General features: G+C 55.9%; 12 protein-coding genes and 2 pseudogenes. 10 read left to right on the top strand and 4 right to left on the bottom strand.

Features of this window, described 5'->3' with window-relative positions; translation table 11 throughout:
• Positions 1-109 precede the first annotated feature (109 nt).
• The 8 genes and pseudogenes from gap (at position 110) to OVA03_RS06810 (ending at position 8770) form a co-directional block, all read left to right on the top strand.
• Positions 110-1132, top strand: coding sequence for a type I glyceraldehyde-3-phosphate dehydrogenase (gene gap / locus OVA03_RS06775; protein WP_267527375.1), 1023 nt, complete (start codon positions 110-112; stop codon positions 1130-1132).
• 28 nt (positions 1133-1160) lie between these two features.
• Positions 1161-1784: a hypothetical protein gene (locus OVA03_RS06780; protein ID WP_267527376.1), complete on the top strand. Its 624-nt coding sequence runs from the start codon at positions 1161-1163 to the stop codon at positions 1782-1784.
• Between the two features lie 69 nt (positions 1785-1853).
• Entirely contained in the window at positions 1854-3050 is a 1197-nt protein-coding gene (locus tag OVA03_RS06785; RefSeq protein WP_267527377.1) for a phosphoglycerate kinase, read from the top strand.
• A gap of 199 nt (positions 3051-3249) precedes the next feature.
• Positions 3250-4287: a class II fructose-bisphosphate aldolase gene (gene fba / locus OVA03_RS06790; protein WP_267527378.1), complete on the top strand. Its 1038-nt coding sequence runs from the start codon at positions 3250-3252 to the stop codon at positions 4285-4287.
• A 200-nt stretch (positions 4288-4487) separates the two neighbouring features.
• Positions 4488-4685 (top strand): hypothetical protein, encoded by a 198-nt coding sequence (locus OVA03_RS06795; RefSeq protein WP_267527379.1) that lies wholly within the window; start codon positions 4488-4490, stop codon positions 4683-4685.
• 18 nt (positions 4686-4703) lie between these two features.
• A pseudogene (locus OVA03_RS06800) lies at positions 4704-5033 on the top strand (TonB-dependent receptor plug domain-containing protein); the annotation flags it as partial.
• Between the two features lie 483 nt (positions 5034-5516).
• Entirely contained in the window at positions 5517-7475 is a 1959-nt protein-coding gene (locus OVA03_RS06805) for a TonB-dependent receptor domain-containing protein (RefSeq protein WP_420710501.1), read from the top strand.
• Positions 7476-7747: 272 nt separating this feature from the next.
• Positions 7748-8770, top strand: a complete 1023-nt coding sequence (locus OVA03_RS06810; RefSeq protein WP_267527380.1) for a TerC family protein — start codon at positions 7748-7750, stop codon at positions 8768-8770.
• A 130-nt stretch (positions 8771-8900) separates the two neighbouring features.
• On the opposite strand, the pseudogene OVA03_RS06815 reads toward OVA03_RS06810, so the two are convergent.
• Both OVA03_RS06815 and OVA03_RS06820 read right to left on the bottom strand, forming a co-directional pair.
• A pseudogene (locus OVA03_RS06815) lies at positions 8901-9360 on the bottom strand (CAP domain-containing protein).
• A gap of 85 nt (positions 9361-9445) precedes the next feature.
• A complete protein-coding gene (locus OVA03_RS06820) occupies positions 9446-10420 on the bottom strand; it encodes a class 1 fructose-bisphosphatase (RefSeq protein WP_267527382.1) in 975 nt (324 codons plus the stop codon).
• A gap of 329 nt (positions 10421-10749) precedes the next feature.
• On the opposite strand from OVA03_RS06820, the gene OVA03_RS06825 reads away from it, so the two are divergent.
• Entirely contained in the window at positions 10750-11988 is a 1239-nt protein-coding gene (locus OVA03_RS06825; RefSeq protein ID WP_267527383.1) for a serine hydrolase domain-containing protein, read from the top strand.
• Here OVA03_RS06825 and OVA03_RS06830 read toward each other — a convergent pair.
• Positions 11985-12131, bottom strand: coding sequence for a hypothetical protein (locus OVA03_RS06830; protein ID WP_267527384.1), 147 nt, complete (start codon positions 12129-12131; stop codon positions 11985-11987). The two genes, OVA03_RS06825 and OVA03_RS06830, sit on opposite strands and share 4 nt — an antisense overlap.
• Before the next feature lie 194 nt (positions 12132-12325).
• The gene (locus OVA03_RS06835) at positions 12326-13804 is read right to left on the bottom strand and encodes a hypothetical protein (protein ID WP_267527385.1); all 1479 of its coding nucleotides are present in this window, start codon (positions 13802-13804) and stop codon (positions 12326-12328) included.
• A 203-nt stretch (positions 13805-14007) separates the two neighbouring features.
• Here OVA03_RS06835 and carA point away from each other — a divergent pair, with 203 nt between their 5' ends.
• Entirely contained in the window at positions 14008-15198 is a 1191-nt protein-coding gene (gene carA / locus OVA03_RS06840) for a glutamine-hydrolyzing carbamoyl-phosphate synthase small subunit (protein ID WP_267527386.1), read from the top strand.
• Positions 15199-15379 lie beyond the last annotated feature (181 nt).

The following is a 15379-nucleotide window of genomic DNA, read 5'->3' on the forward strand; positions in this document are numbered from 1 at the left end:
CCGATTAGGTCTTGACTTGTCAGGGCTTTGGGCCAAAACGAAACCCGCATTTGATCTACGCTTCCGCCCGTCAGGACGGTTTCAAAATCTACTATAAGGGAAGCTAAATATGGCGTTACGTGTTGCGATTAACGGGTTTGGCCGCATCGGTCGTCTGGTTCTGCGCTCGATCATCGAGAATGACCGCACCGACATCGAAGTGGTGGCGATCAACGATCTGGGGCCGGTGGAAACCAATGCCCACCTGCTGCGCTACGATTCGGTGCACGGTAAGTTCCCGGCCGAGGTCAAGGTCGAAGGTGATAGCATCGTGATCAACGCCAATGGCCGCACCTATGCCCCCATTAAGGTCACGGCGATCAAGAACCCGGCTGAACTGCCTCACAAAGCGCTGAACGTCGATATCGCCTTTGAATGTACCGGTATCTTCACGTCCAAGGACAAGGCTCTGGCCCATATCGAAGCCGGTGCCAAGAAGGTCATTATCTCCGCGCCTGGCGACAATGCCGACAAAACCATCGTTTACGGCGTCAACCACGACACCTTAAGCGCTGATGATGTGGTCATCTCCAACGCCTCGTGCACCACCAACTGCCTGTCGCCGGTCGCCAAGGTCTTATCCGACCTGTGCGGCATTGAGCGCGGCTACATGACCACCATCCACTCCTACACCGGTGACCAGCCGACGCTCGACACCATGCACAAGGACCTGTACCGCGCCCGCGCAGCCGCCCTGAGCATGATCCCGACCTCGACCGGCGCTGCCAAGGCCGTCGGCCTCGTCCTGCCGCACCTTAAGGGCAAGCTTGACGGGTCTTCAATCCGCGTGCCGACCCCTAACGTGTCGGTCGTTGACCTTAAAATCGTGCCGTCGCGTCCGGTCACCAAGGAAGAAGTCAATGCCGCCATCATCGCTGCCGCTGACGGCCCGATGAAGGGCGTTCTGGCCTATACCGATGAGCCACTGGTGTCTTCGGACTTTAACCACAATCCGGCGTCATCGACCTTTGCGCTCAACCAGACGCAAGTGATCGACGGTCAGTTCGTGCGCATCCTGACCTGGTACGACAACGAATGGGGCTTCTCGACCCGCATGGCCGATACCGCCGTGGCTTTTGGGAAATTCCTTTAGTATCATGGGGGAAAACCGGTTTTCCCCCATGTGCCCCCTTGCCGATACGGAGAAAAAGTTCCTTGGGGCGGCCCTTCGGAACTTTTTCACTTTTACAGCAGACCTGAAAATGAATAACTCCGCTCACCCAAGCGACGTTTTAAGCTCCATAAGTGGAGAAACCGTCCTCAGTGCCTGGGCGCAAGAAATGGCGTTCTACGGCCCCGATGATAACGGCCTATTCATTCATCCCGACTTTGATTTTATCCAAGCCAATGTCTTGGAAATGCGAATGCTTAGTGGCAAGACTGTTCATTTTACCACGGCCCAGAACGACGTTGATTGGGAATTGTGGCCCCACCTCGTACCTGAAACCAAAAATCTGATTTCCGATCTCGGAAGCGGCTTTTTCAGAACGAGACATATGCCCGAATTCCCTTTGGGAATCATTGATGAAATTGAGCGGCCCACCACCACTGAAACAGGTTTGCAAATCATCAGATTAAAAATAGGCACTGCGCAAGTGATACTCCGAGCCGGTGAAGTTGATGAAGGCTTTAATGGCAAACTTACCATTCATGACCGGGACGAATGCGTGCTCATTTTTTTAAGTGAGCAGGCCCACAGTAAGACTATTTTTAATGCACCTGTTTATGAAGTACCAAATTACTAAGCTCCGCTCTTGATGCACTACAACGAGAGCTTTAAGCGATCATCATTTCTGCTCATCATAGGAGCCCTCATGCCTTTTAAAACCCTAGACAGCCTCAAAGACGTAGCCGGTAAGACCGCGCTTGTACGGGTTGATTTCAACGTCCCCGTCGATGGCGGCACAATTACCGACGACACCCGCCTGCGCGTCGCGTTACCGACCATTCAGAAACTGACCAACAAAGGCATGAAGGTCGCCCTGCTGGCCCACTTTGATCGCCCCAAGGGCAAGGTCGTGCCGGAAATGAGCCTGGCTTTCGTGGCCCCCGCCCTGTCGAACCTTTTGGAAGCACCCGTATCGTTCAGCGATGACTGCGTAGGTGACGCCACCAAAGCCCTGATCACCAATATGGCTAATGGCGGCGTGATCCTGCTCGAAAACGTCCGCTTTCATGCTGGCGAAGAGACAAACGATCCTGAGTTTGCCGCACAATTGGCCGCTATGGGCGACATCTATGTCAATGACGCCTTTTCCGCCGCCCACCGCGCCCACGCCTCGACCGAAGGCGTCGCCCACCTGATCCCGGCCTATGCGGGCGAATCCATGCGCCGTGAGCTTGAAGCACTTGATGCCGCCCTCGGCACACCGGTGCGTCCGGTCATCGGCATTGTCGGCGGCTCAAAAGTCTCAACCAAGCTTGATTTGCTGAAAAACCTCGTCACCCGCCTTGATACCCTGTCGATCGGCGGCGGCATGGCCAACACCTTCCTTTACGCCCTCGGCTACGATATTGGCGGATCGCTCTGTGAAAAGGACATGGCCGACACCGCGCGCGAAATCATGAAGCTGGCCGATGAAAACCACTGCGAGATCCTGCTGCCAGTCGATGTGGTCGTGGCGACTGAGTTCAAGGCCCACGCCCCGTCGCGCGAAATCTCGATTGATGAGGCGCTCACCCCTGACGATAAAATATTTGACGCAGGTGCGAAGACCGTGGATATTCTGAAAGACGCTATTTCTAAATCTAAAACCCTTATTTGGAACGGCCCTTTGGGCGTATTTGAACTGCCACCATTTGATAAAGCCACCGTAGAGGCCGCCCATTTTGCGGCAGCGCAAACCAAGGCCAAGCTTCTGACCGCTGTCGCCGGTGGCGGCGATACGGTTGCCGCCCTCAATCACGCCGGTGTTGTGGATGACATGACGTTTGTCTCAACGGCCGGTGGCGCGTTTCTTGAATGGATGGAAGGCAAGGAACTACCCGGTGTTGCGGCTTTAAACGGCTGAGGCGCGGATCACACAGTTAACCACCTCAAAGGATTGAGTTTTTGATCCTTTGAGGTCTATAATGATCAATACCATAACAAAAAAAGGGCTGTTAACAGGCAGCCATGACCAAAACTTAAAGACCATAACCTTCGCCGCGCTGGCATATTTTGACGCGGCGTTCATGAGTAAACACGAAGCATGAAAGAGGGAAAATTCCATGGCTCGTATCAGTTTACGCCAGCTTCTCGACCACGCGGCCGAGAATAATTACGGCGTACCAGCCTTTAATATCAATAATATGGAACAAGGGCTGGCCGTCCTTGATGCCGCCCGCGCCACGGAATCACCCGTGATCATTCAGGCCTCCCGCGGGGCCCGCAACTACGCCCACGACATCATGCTGTCCAAGATGATCGAGGCGCTGATTGAAATCTATCCGGAAATTCCACTGGTGATGCATCAGGACCACGGTAACTCACCGGCAACCTGCGCCACCGCCATTCAGAACGGGTTTACGTCCGTTATGATGGACGGCTCGCTCAAGGCCGATGCCAAGACCCCGGCTGATTTTGAATATAACGTCAATGTCACCAAGACCGTTGTCGACTTCGCCCATGCCTGCGGCGTGTCGGTCGAGGGCGAACTGGGTGTCTTGGGTTCACTTGAAACCGGCATGGGTGAGGCCGAAGATGGTCACGGCGCCGAAGGCGTGCTCGACCACTCGCAGCTTTTGACCGACCCGGATCAGGCCGTCGATTTCGTCGCTCAGACCGGCGTTGACGCTTTGGCTATCGCGATGGGCACCTCCCACGGCGCCTATAAGTTTTCGCGCAAGCCGGACGGCGAAGTGCTGGCCATGAACGTGATTGAGGAAATCCATAAGCGCCTGCCCAATACCCACCTTGTCATGCACGGCTCATCATCGGTGCCGCAGGACCTTCAGGACGTGATCAACGCCTATGGTGGCAAGATGCCGCAAACCTACGGCGTGCCGGTCGAAGAACTGCAAAAGGCCATCAAGATCGGCGTTCGTAAAATCAATATCGACACCGACTGCCGCATGGCGATCACCGGCGTGGTTCGCAAATATCTGATGGAAAACCCCGAAGGCTTCGATCCGCGCGGTTATTTGAAACCTGCCAAGGAAGCGATGCAAAAGGTCTGTCATGACCGCTTCGTGGAATTTGGCACCGCCGGCAATGCCTCAAAAATCAAGGCCCGCTCGCTGGCCTCAATGGCCAAATATTACCTCTAAAATTTGAAAAATTTAACTGAAAAGCCCTGCCCTAACCGGCGGGGCTTTTTATTCCTCAGACAATTTGACGATTTTTCTTCAATACTGTGACAGTGCGGTCACATAACACCTAAAATGTGACGATTTAATATAGTATACGGCAGTCAATATACCATAATGCAATTTAACCTCCCCTTGCCATAATCAGTAGGGGATCAGGTATGAAATCGAGTAAACTATTCTTAAAATTAATGCAGGGCACGGCTGTGACCTTGGCTTTGGCCGTTGCGCTGCCCGTCGTGGCTCAGGAAACAAAAGGGGCCAGCGACGCCACTTCTGACACCACCGAGACCTCTGAAGACGAGGATATCAGCACGGTAGTTGTCACCGGCTCACGCATCCGTCACCGCGGTGCCTAAAGCGCCACTCCAACCTCAGTCATCAGCGCCGACACAATTCAGAAAACCTCGCCGCGTCAGATCGCCGATCTGGTCAATCAGTTGCCCGCCCTTGTCATTTCTCAGAGTGATCAGACCAGCAACCATAACCGCGACAAGGACTCGATGGATCAGGGCCATCCCGGCCTTAACGCGCTCGACCTGCGGGGTTTAGGCACCAAGCGCACCCTCGTTCTGGTCAATGGCCGCCGCCATGTTCCGGGTGCGCCGGGCACATCTGCGGTGGATATCTCGACGATTCCGTCAAGCCTTGTGGAGCGGGTCGAAGTCATCACGGGCGGGGCCTCGGCCCTTTATGGTGCCGATGCCGTAGCCGGGGTCGCCAACTTCATTATGAGAAAGAATTTTGAGGGCATCGACAGTAACGTGCGTTACGGCAACTCTGCCCGCAACGATATGCCGAGCTACGATTTCGATCTGCTGTACGGTAAGAACTTCGCCGAGGGCAAGGGCAACTTCACCCTGTTTGGCTATTACGGCAAATCTGATGGCACCGTCAGCGGTCAGGACCGCCCGTGGACGGCGACCGGCAATCCGTGGTGGGGTCGCATCGGGTCGGGCGCTACAGCCTATAACTATATTATCGACGGTCGCCGCAATCTGGGATATTCGCCGCGCGCCCAGGTGCTGCTGGGGGGCAAGCCCTACACCTTTAATGATGACGGCACATTACGCGATCCTATTCTGGGGCCATCGGGCATACTGAAAAACACCTATGATATGAGCTTGCCGGAAACCATCGCCAATCTGGAAACTGATGGCGGCGAATATGGTGGGCGCTATGATAACTGGATGCTGTCCGTCCCCAATGACCGCTTTATCACCCATGCCACGGTAAACTATGAGCTGACGCCGAACCTGCGCTATTTCCTTGAGCTTGATTACGCCACCAACAAGTCCCGTGGCGAATACGGCATGTGGTGGGAAGGTGCCTCCAACTGGCTGTGGGAAGGCAACCCATTCATCACCAGTGAAATGATCGCGGCCAATGGCGGCAGCTTACCCTATGTCGCGTTCGCCCGCCAGTTCCCGGAAATGGGCAAATCCAGCACCGAATATCAGCGTGACCTCTCTCAAGTCGTCACCGGCTTTGAGGGCGACCTGCCCGGCCTGTTCCGTGACCATGACTGGACCTGGTCGGGCTACTATTCCTACGGCAAAACCGAGGAAACCATTCAGGATCGCAATAGCGTCTCCAACGAGCGCTATATGCGGGCGCTCGACGCCGTATCCGGCCCGGGCGGCACCCCGATCTGCTCGGTCAATTCGGACGCAGATACGTCAAACGATGACCCCAACTGCGTGGCGCTTAATCCCTTTAAACCGCTCACTCAGGATGTCATAGACTATATGACCTTTAACCCCAGTGCATCCAAATCCTCCCTTGAGCAGCAAGTCTTTTCCGCTTACGCGACGGGTGGTTTGTTCACTTTGCCGGCAGGTGAGGTGCAGGCGGTGATCGGCGCTGAGTATCGTAAGGAAAAGAACCACATCGGTGCGGTGGCAGAATATGACCCCAACAATCCGGCCTATGTGCCTGATTATGGTGTCGTCCAAAATCCGCTGATCGGGGAGTTTGATGTCAAAGAAGCGTTCGGGGAACTGAGTGTCCCGATTCTGGCGGATCTGCCGTTTGCTTATAAATTGTCAGTAGATGCGGCCATGCGGGCGTCGGATTACTCAACGGCGGGCAAGACGACCTCCTATAAGTACGGCCTGCAATACGCGCCGGTACGGGATTTGCGTCTGCGCGCCACCTATGGCAAGGCCGTGCGTGCGCCCAATATCAGTGAGGTTTTCACCGCCTCATCGGTAAGCGGCCAGTGGTTGTACGACCCCTGCAACTATTATATGAACTACCGCGTCGAAACCACGGCGGACACAAAAGCCAACTGCGCGGCGCTTAGCCCGACCAACAGCAACTTCTACTGGCTGTGGACGGATGTCGAAAAAAAGGGCAACCCTGATCTGAAGGTCGAAACGGCCAAGACCTTGACGGTCGGCCTTGTGGCGCAACCGCGCTTCATGAAAAACCTTACCATGTCGGTGGACTATTATGACATTGACCTGAGCGATGTTATCGCTTCGATCGAGCCTCAAACCATCATCAACAAGTGCATCGACAACCCGATGGACGGCAACCCCTATTGCGATCTGGTTGTACGTGAAGCGGGCACCAACAACCTCATTGGCGTTGTTAAGCAGAACATCAACCTGGCGAAGCGCACCAACCGCGGCATCGATATGGAATTCGACTACTTTGTCGACCTGTCGGCCTGGGGCTGGGGCAGTAAGAGCGGCCGCCTGGCGGTCAATTCGGTTTACACGCGCCTGCTTGAGAACAAGATCACGCCCGATCCGGATAACCCTCAGAACGTCACCGATACGCTGGGTGTCTTTGGTTTCCCGGAATGGAAGGGCGTGACCCGCGTCTCCTATGCCAACGGCCCTCTGTGGCTGAGCTGGAACCTGCGTCACTATTCACCCATGCGCATGAACACGACTATCACGCCTGAGAACTACCACCCGTATAAGACTAAGCCGGTGTTCTATAGCGACGTCTACGCCTACTATCAGCTTAAGCCGAATGTGAACATCGGTGTCGGTATCAGCAATGTCTTTGATACCCCGCCGCCGCGCTACCCCGGCGCCGAAGCCGGTGGCGCCTATTTCGGTGACGAAGGCTGGCAATCAGGCGTCTTTGACGTCATCGGCCAGAGTGCTTTTGTCACTCTAAAGTTCAAGCGCTGATAATCAACATGATCTAACAAGAGCCCTGCCCTCACCGGCAGGGCTTTTTTGTGCAAGAGTGCACAGCCCCGTTGACACACCGGAGGCCTTTCTGATTAATAACCGCATCCCTCGGGGAGTAGCCGGAGCCGCGTATCAGGTTCCCGCCGTGTCGTCAGCACGTAGTCCTGCACAGGACTTCCGGCACGGTAACCGCGCTTAAGTTTCAACGCGCGGACGGCAAGACCGGGACTGGTTCACACCACCCGTCTGTCCTTTTGAGAGCACCCATTATGATGTCTGTCGGTACGCCGTTATTATGGTCTGCGTTTGCGGCCTTCGTTGTTGTCGCTCTGTTGATCGACTTTTTCGCCATGAACAAACAGGGGGCCCATAAGGTCTCCATGAAAGAAGCCACCATATGGTCGGTGATCTGGGTGGCGGTCAGCTTTATATTTGTGGGTCTTTTGTGGTGGTATATGGGCGGCACCGGCACCGATGCCGCCGCCAAACAGTTAGCCGACACCAAAGCTTTAGAGTTCGTGACCGGCTATGTGGTCGAAAAGGCGCTGGCGGTCGATAATATCTTCGTCTTCCTGATGCTGTTCACCTATTTCGCTGTGCCGGCGGAATATCAAAAACGTGCGCTGATGATCGGGATTCTGGTGGCGCTGGTGTTACGCGGGGCGCTGATTCTGGTCGGGGCCTGGCTGATCGCGCAGTTCCACTGGATTCTGTATCTGTTCGGTGCGTTTCTGGTGTTCACCGGCATCAAGATGTGGCTGGCGGCGGGCGATGAGCCAGACCTTGAGGCCAATCCGGCCCTGAAATGGGTGCGTAAACATTTCACCATCGCCCCCCATTTTGACGGCGAAAAGTTCTTCACTAAGGTGAACGGGTTGAGGATGGCGACCCCTATGCTGGTGGTGGTCATACTGATCGGCATTATTGATGTGGTGTTCGCGGTTGATTCTATTCCGGCGATTTTTGCCATCACCACCGACCCGTTTATCGTCCTAACCTCGAACGTATTTGCGATCTTGGGCCTGCGCGCCATGTACTTCCTGCTGGCGGGCCTGCATGAGAAATTCCACCTCCTGCCCTACGGTCTGGCGCTGGTTCTGGTGTTTATCGGCACCAAGATGCTGCTGATCGATATCTACAAGATCCCGATCGAGTGGTCGCTGGGCGGCACGGCTGCCATCCTGACCGTGACCATGTTGTTGTCGGTGATGATCAAGCCCAAAAGCGATACACCGCACGGCGCCTTCCCGTTCGATTCCAAAAAGGAAGATACGCCTGACGAACGGCGCTAAACATGAGCGGAATAATTTCTCGTGGAATCATTCCGCTCAGGCCGCCACTGAGGCGGCGGCCAAGGTGGCGTAGCCACCGCCCGGCTAGGGACTAAAAACAAGCTAGATCATTATGTGACTACATAATGATCTAGCGAACCGGTTTGGCAAAGACCTGCACCCAGTACAAGCGGTAGGCCTGTCTTTGCCCCGGCAAGGGCCGGTCATCGGGCTGATAGCTGAGGGCAATGCCGGTGTCGGTCATAGTGCAGTTCAAAATATTAGCGCGGTGGCCGGAGCTGTTCATCCAGCCCTCGACCACATCGTCAGGGCGCATGTGACCGGCAGCGATATTTTCCGCCACCATGATCCAGCGATAGCCGGAGGATATCGCCCGCTGGCCCGCTGAGGTGCCATCCGGGCCTTTGTGGGCAAAGAAGTTCTGCATCGGCATGGCGCTGGGCAGCCTTGGCTAAACGCGGATCGAAGTTCAGCGGATCACAGCCGCGATCCTCGCGTTCGGCATTAATCAGATCAAAGACATGCGCGACATTGCCATTGTCGTCCTGACCTTGCGCCACTACAGGCCCGGTTGTTAATGCCGCCATCATCAGCAAACTTAAAACACGCAAAGCTCACCTCCATACATACCTCTATTTCATAGAGGAGTATGGCTTTGATGGGGCTTACAGAGGATTAATTGTGATACTGGGTGACCCGCGCGACTTCTTCCTTTGAACCCAGCACAACACCTGTACGCTGATGCAAGGCGGTCGGTGCGATGTCCAAAATACGCTGATGACCATCGGTCGCCGTCCCGCCCGCCTGCTCGATCAGCATCGCAATCGGGTTACATTCATACAGCAGCCGCAGCTTGCCATTTTTACCACTGACGCGCTTATCGACCGGGTAGATGAACACCCCGCCGCGCGTCAGGATGCGGTGAATATCACCGACCATGGACGCCAGCCAGCGCATGTTGAAATCAACCCCGCGCGGGCCATCCTTACCGGCCACACATTCATCAATATAGCGGCGCACCGGCGCTTCCCAATGGCGGTGATTGGACATGTTGATGGCAAATTCGCGGGTGGCTTCCGGGATAGCGACCTGATCGCGGATCAGTACCCATTCGCCGCGGTCATGGTCGATTGAAAAGGCAAAAGTCCCCGCCCCCAGCGTCAGCATCATGGTCGTTTGCGGGCCGTAAGCCGTGTAACCGGCGGCGACCTGCTCATGACCGGGTTTCAGGAAATCGGCCTCGGTCACCGCCCGGCCTTTGGGCGCCGCGAGGATCGAAAAGATCGTGCCGACCACGCCGTTGACATCCAGATTGGACGACCCGTCGATCGGGTCAAACACCAGCAAATAATCGCCGCCATCAGCAATCGGATGCAGGGTATCCATTTCCTCAGACGCCACCGCCGCCACCCGTCCGTGCCAGCGCGCAGGCTCCAGCATCATGTCATTGGCGATGACATCCAGTTCCTTTTGCACCTCGCCCTGCACATTTTCCTGAGCCAGTGCGCCCTGCTTGCCGGTAATGGCGCTATTGTTGACCGTCTGGCCAATATCGCGGCAGGCGGCGGCCATATCGAGCACCAGCGCTTTCAGGTTGGCGGGCACAGTTGCCGGCAAGGCATCGAGAAATTGGCTTAAGGTCGGGCGCATGAAAATCACTTATGAAATCTGAGGTTGGAAATAGATCGTTCAAAATTTATTGATACGATTTTCAAGGATCGCGCAAGCCGGTAAACGCTGTCACCATAACGGTTTTCCGGTTGATAAGCCTTAAGATCAGTACCTCATCCGCTTTTGGGATCATGGTTTGGTCTTAATTGCCCCGTAAAAGCCTCACAACTTAATGACTCGCCTTTTTGGTGTGAAACCATTTGGAAACCATTTCCTCATTAGGATAAGCTTAACCAATTCCCAGATTCTCATGATGCCCATGCCTTCCCTTAAGGACGTTTCATTGTTTGGTTCAGAGTACCGCGCCGATGTTTGACCCCCGCACCCCGCCCAAAAGCTTTACCCGTCGCGGCACTGTGCTGATGGCGTTGGCGGCCCTGGGCGGCAGCGCGGCCGTGCCATATCTTACCGCTAAGCCTGCGCCGAAACCGGCCCCCAAAGCGCCGACACTGAAACGGGCGGCGCTCAAAGACTGGCCGAGCCTGACCAAAATCGCGCAGACCATGATCGACGATAAGCTGACGCCCGGCCTGTCGCTGACGGTCGCCCATCAGGGGGTTGTGCTGTTTTCCAAAGGTTTCGGCCTGGCTGATGTCGAGGCGGGCCGTGAGGTCACGCCGCAAACCACCTTCCGTATTGCGTCAATCACCAAGCAATTCACTGCCGCCGCCATCATGGCGCTGGCCGAAGACGGCAAGCTGAGCGTCCATGATCCGCTGGCGCGTTTCCTGCCCGATTTCCCCAAGGCCGATAAGATCACTCTGGCCCAGTTGATGAGCCACACCTCCGGCATGGGGGATTATGTCAACGGCCAAAGCCATGTGGTGCTGGATAATGCCCGCGACCGTGATTTCAACGGCATGGAACTGCTGTCGATCATCCGCGCCCGTCAGCCGCTGTACCGCGCCCAACCCGGAGCGGCCTGGCTCTATTCCAACTCAGCCTTTACCCTGCTGAGCATCATTGTTGAGCAGCTATCGGGCATGTCGTTCGCGCAGTTCTGCGCCGAGCGGTTGTTTCATCCGGCGGGCATGACGCAGTCGTCGATTGATACGGTGGATACGGTCATCACCAGCGGGTCTAACGGCTATCGCCCTGAGTTCCGCGCCCCGCACGGTTTTGTGGAAAATAAGCCCCTGTCGGCGACGTTTATCGCTGGGGCGGGCGCGATCAGATCTACCACCGAAGACCTGATCCTGTGGCACCACGCCCTGATGAACGGCAAGGTCTTAAAGCCCGACAGCGTGACCGCCATGATGACCCCGGCCCTGTTGAAAAATGGCCAGCCGGCGTTTGAACGGCGCGGCGCTGAGCCGCTGGAGTACGGTTTTGGTCTGGGGCTGGGACTTGAGGATGATCGCCGCTTTGCCACCCACGGCGGGCGGATAAATGGCTTTACCGGCCATTTGCGCAGCTATCATGACGACCAACTGACGCTGGCCATCCTCTATAACTGCGATGGATCGGGTGCGGCTCAGTTCATGCCGATGCAGAAGAAACTGCGCAAAGAAGCGTCAAGGCTTGGCTTAGAGAGCCTTACCGCTTAACCGACCATATCAGCAACCATAGCCCGCAGTTCCTGACGGCTGAAACCGCAGGCCTTAAGCATCCGTGTCGAGGTCGATTTGTGGACGGGGCGCGTCATATAGTGACTGCGCGGGGCGTGTGCGAAGGTATAGGTCGTGTGCATAATAGTCCTTAAAAGCCTCGCACAGCTAAACCGGCGCGGCCAAATAATAAATAACGCAAAGCCAAAGCGCTTTTGCGTCTAAACGGTAAGAGAAGGGAAAACGGGCTCGGCACTCGATCACGAGCTTAGAGAGTTGCCGAACATCATCGTTAACTCCGTAACTACCCTTCAATTGCGGCCAAGTCAAGGCGCGGCTAAAAGTCGTTTGGTGCAACCTCGCGAAGTTGCGTCTCATACTGCCCGACACTGACCATCGCACCTGATGTCCAATCCGGGTCGATGGCACGCCCCAAATCCCAGACTTGCCATGCCTTATCCATTTCATATTGGCCGTAGTAGTGATCACCAAGATCCTTGAAGGCGTTAGAGGCGAAGGGATAGGCCGCAATATGAGTCCAGTAACAATCCGTAAGCGGCGGCATGGAGGCGCGGATCGCCTTATCCCATTTATCCGTATCCTTTGATGTAAGGACAAGGTTGGCAAAGGTGACATACCGGAAGGTGCCAAACGTCAGGCCATCAAAATGCTTGGCTCCGGCCAGATATTTAGCCGCCGCCTCGCGCCCCTCGGTTTCTTCCGTGGATCCCGCCAGATTAGATGCCTGCCAGAACGGCGCGGTTTTTGGCCCGTCAATCGTTTTCGTAAGCACCGGCCCCAATGCTCTGATCTTAGCCAGTCCATCTGAACCGGGCTGCAACTCGGCTGTGTATTGCTGGGTGATCAGAAAGAACCACATCAGCGCCTGTTCCATCTGATCCGCCGCCGCCGCCGATTGCATCTGAGCCAGAGCCTCATCGAAACCCGGCTTCGGCGGTTCAGCATTTCCAGCGATAGCTTTCAGAGATGACTTCAAACCGGATGCATACACGCTATTCCCTTCGGATATTCTGACAATGGCGGATTTAAGATTGGCGGGTAGCGGGTATTGCGCAGTCAAACGCCGCACATTTGAAAACCGGATCGTTTCAGTGGCCCTTCGGTTCGCACGATTGCTTTCTAAAACCATTTCACGCGGAATTTGGCCTGCCTCTAAAACCGTCTTCAGTATTTGCGGATGCAGACCCATATGCCGGGCGAAATAGCGCGCTAACGCTTTGCGTTCAGCATCTGAAAAAGGCTCACCGGCAAGGCTTAGGCGGGCAACGGCTTCGTGCCCAACAGACCACACAACCTGATCCCCCGTCTGACTACGCATCAGGGGGATCGATGTGGTGTCTACCACAGCCAGTTCCTGTTCTGGCCAGTAACTGGCAAGCTTGGTTTCCTGAGCCGACTTTTTATCACCGGTGGCCGCATCAAGCAGCAACTGCAAATAGCGCCGATTTTTCAGTTCCAGAATACGAAATGCCGGACTGACAAAGCAGCTATCGTTGCTAAACTCCGTGCCCGAAGCCTGCCAGCTCATTGTCCGGCACAGGGCAAAGTCATCGAGGTGGCGCGCACCTGCGGCTTCAATATATGCGAAGTCCGAAGCCAGCGTGACCTTGCCGTTTTCAGTCTCCACCGTGCCGTCTTTAAATCGGACCTCTTTTTGATAGGAAAACTCTATGGCCGATGCCGACGCCGGGCGCGCGCTACGAATACGCTGGGCATCCCAATCCGGTGAGACCGTCGCGGCCTGACATATGACGGCGGAAATCCCCCATAATACGACCAATAAGCGTTTTAACATTAAGCCCCCCGATAAACACCAACGTCAGACTTATCGTCAGCCCTTCTGGCCTGTCAATGTTAAGACGCGACACGCCCGCTCACATTCCGCAAGCGTTCGTGAACCGTTAATTAACAAAATTCATTGACCCCGCGCGCCATGGCCCCTATGTGTGCCGCCGTTTACCCGCAGCCCTGCTATATTAAGACGGAGTCCCAAAACCCATGACCCCAAGAAACCAAGATGAGCTACTTAATGGTGTTACGGGGGTTCTGGTTCTGGCGGACGGCACCGTCTATCAGGGCTATGGCCACGGTGCGAAGGGCTCAGCCCTCGGCGAAGTCTGCTTCAACACCGCCATGACTGGTTATCAGGAAATCCTGACCGATCCGTCCTACATGGATCAGATCGTCGCTTTCACCTTCCCGCACGTTGGCAATGTCGGCGTCAACCCGGACGATGTTGAGCAATTGGGCAATGACCCGACCCGCGCCGCCAAGGGGGCGATCTTCCGTGACGCGCCGACCCCGCCGGCCAACTGGCGCTCGACCATGAGCTTTAACGACTGGCTGACCTCGCGCGGCGTGGTCGCTTTGTCGGGCATTGATACCCGCGCGCTCACCAAGCGCATCCGCGAACACGGCATGCCGCACGGCGTCATCGCCCACGATCCCGAAGGCAAGTTCGATATCGCGGCCTTGCAGAAACAGGCCGCCGAGTGGGCCGGTCTGGTCGGCCTTGATCTGGCCATCAAGGCAACTTCGGCGCAGTCGTCGGATTACACGACGAACCTTTGGGTCTGGCCGGAAGGCTATAGCGACGGTACAAAGCATGAGCATAATGTCGTGGTCATTGACTATGGCGTAAAGCAAAACATACTGCGCGCCTTGGTCGATATCGGCGCGAAGGTGAAGATCGTCCCGGCCCAAACCAAGGCCGAAGACATCCTGGCGCTCAAGCCCGACGGCGTATTGCTATCGAACGGCCCCGGTGATCCGGCGGCCACGGGTGCCTATGCAGTGCCTGAAATTCAAAAGCTGGTGGCGTCTGGCACGCCGGTGTTCGGTATCTGTCTGGGCCATCAGATGCTGGCGCTGGCGCTGGGGGCTAAGACCGTCAAGATGGATCAGGGCCACCACGGCGCCAACCATCCGGTCAAGGATATCACCACCAATAAGGTTGAGATCGTGTCGATGAACCACGGCTTTGCGGTTGATCGGGATAGCTTGCCCGCCGGTGTGGTTGAAACGCACGTTTCGTTGTTTGACAACACCAACTGCGGCATTGCGCTGGAAAACAAGCCGGTGTTTTCGGTACAGCACCACCCCGAAGCCTCCCCCGGCCCGGTCGATTCGCTGTATCTGTTTGAACGCTTTGCTGGATATATGAAAGCCGCGAAGGCGGTTGTGGCGTGATTTTCAGAACCTCCCCTCTTGGAGGGGAGGAGGGAGGCCGTCAGGTCGGAAGGTGGGGGTAACCACCGGCTTACCCACTGCGTCTGCGCCACTTTATGGCGCAGCCACCTCCCCCTCCAAGAAGGGGAGTTCTTAAGTAAGATTAACCAAACATAAAGGGTTGCTTTACGGCCCCCAAGGC

The organism is Asticcacaulis sp. SL142 (assembly GCF_026625745.1).
Lineage (GTDB): Bacteria > Pseudomonadota > Alphaproteobacteria > Caulobacterales > Caulobacteraceae > Asticcacaulis.

Coding starts and splice junctions, on each gene's coding strand:
- carA (WP_267527386.1), top strand. CDS start 14,008: ATGACCCCAAGAAACCAAGATGAGCTACTTAATGGTGTTACGGGGGTT.
- OVA03_RS06780 (WP_267527376.1), top strand. CDS start 1,161: ATGTGCCCCCTTGCCGATACGGAGAAAAAGTTCCTTGGGGCGGCCCTT.
- OVA03_RS06805 (WP_420710501.1), top strand. CDS start 5,517: ATGCTGTCCGTCCCCAATGACCGCTTTATCACCCATGCCACGGTAAAC.
- OVA03_RS06795 (WP_267527379.1), top strand. CDS start 4,488: ATGAAATCGAGTAAACTATTCTTAAAATTAATGCAGGGCACGGCTGTG.
- OVA03_RS06785 (WP_267527377.1), top strand. CDS start 1,854: ATGCCTTTTAAAACCCTAGACAGCCTCAAAGACGTAGCCGGTAAGACC.
- fba (WP_267527378.1), top strand. CDS start 3,250: ATGGCTCGTATCAGTTTACGCCAGCTTCTCGACCACGCGGCCGAGAAT.
- OVA03_RS06810 (WP_267527380.1), top strand. CDS start 7,748: ATGATGTCTGTCGGTACGCCGTTATTATGGTCTGCGTTTGCGGCCTTC.
- gap (WP_267527375.1), top strand. CDS start 110: ATGGCGTTACGTGTTGCGATTAACGGGTTTGGCCGCATCGGTCGTCTG.
- OVA03_RS06825 (WP_267527383.1), top strand. CDS start 10,750: ATGTTTGACCCCCGCACCCCGCCCAAAAGCTTTACCCGTCGCGGCACT.
- OVA03_RS06835 (WP_267527385.1), bottom strand. CDS start 13,804: ATGTTAAAACGCTTATTGGTCGTATTATGGGGGATTTCCGCCGTCATA.
- OVA03_RS06820 (WP_267527382.1), bottom strand. CDS start 10,420: ATGCGCCCGACCTTAAGCCAATTTCTCGATGCCTTGCCGGCAACTGTG.
- OVA03_RS06830 (WP_267527384.1), bottom strand. CDS start 12,131: ATGCACACGACCTATACCTTCGCACACGCCCCGCGCAGTCACTATATG.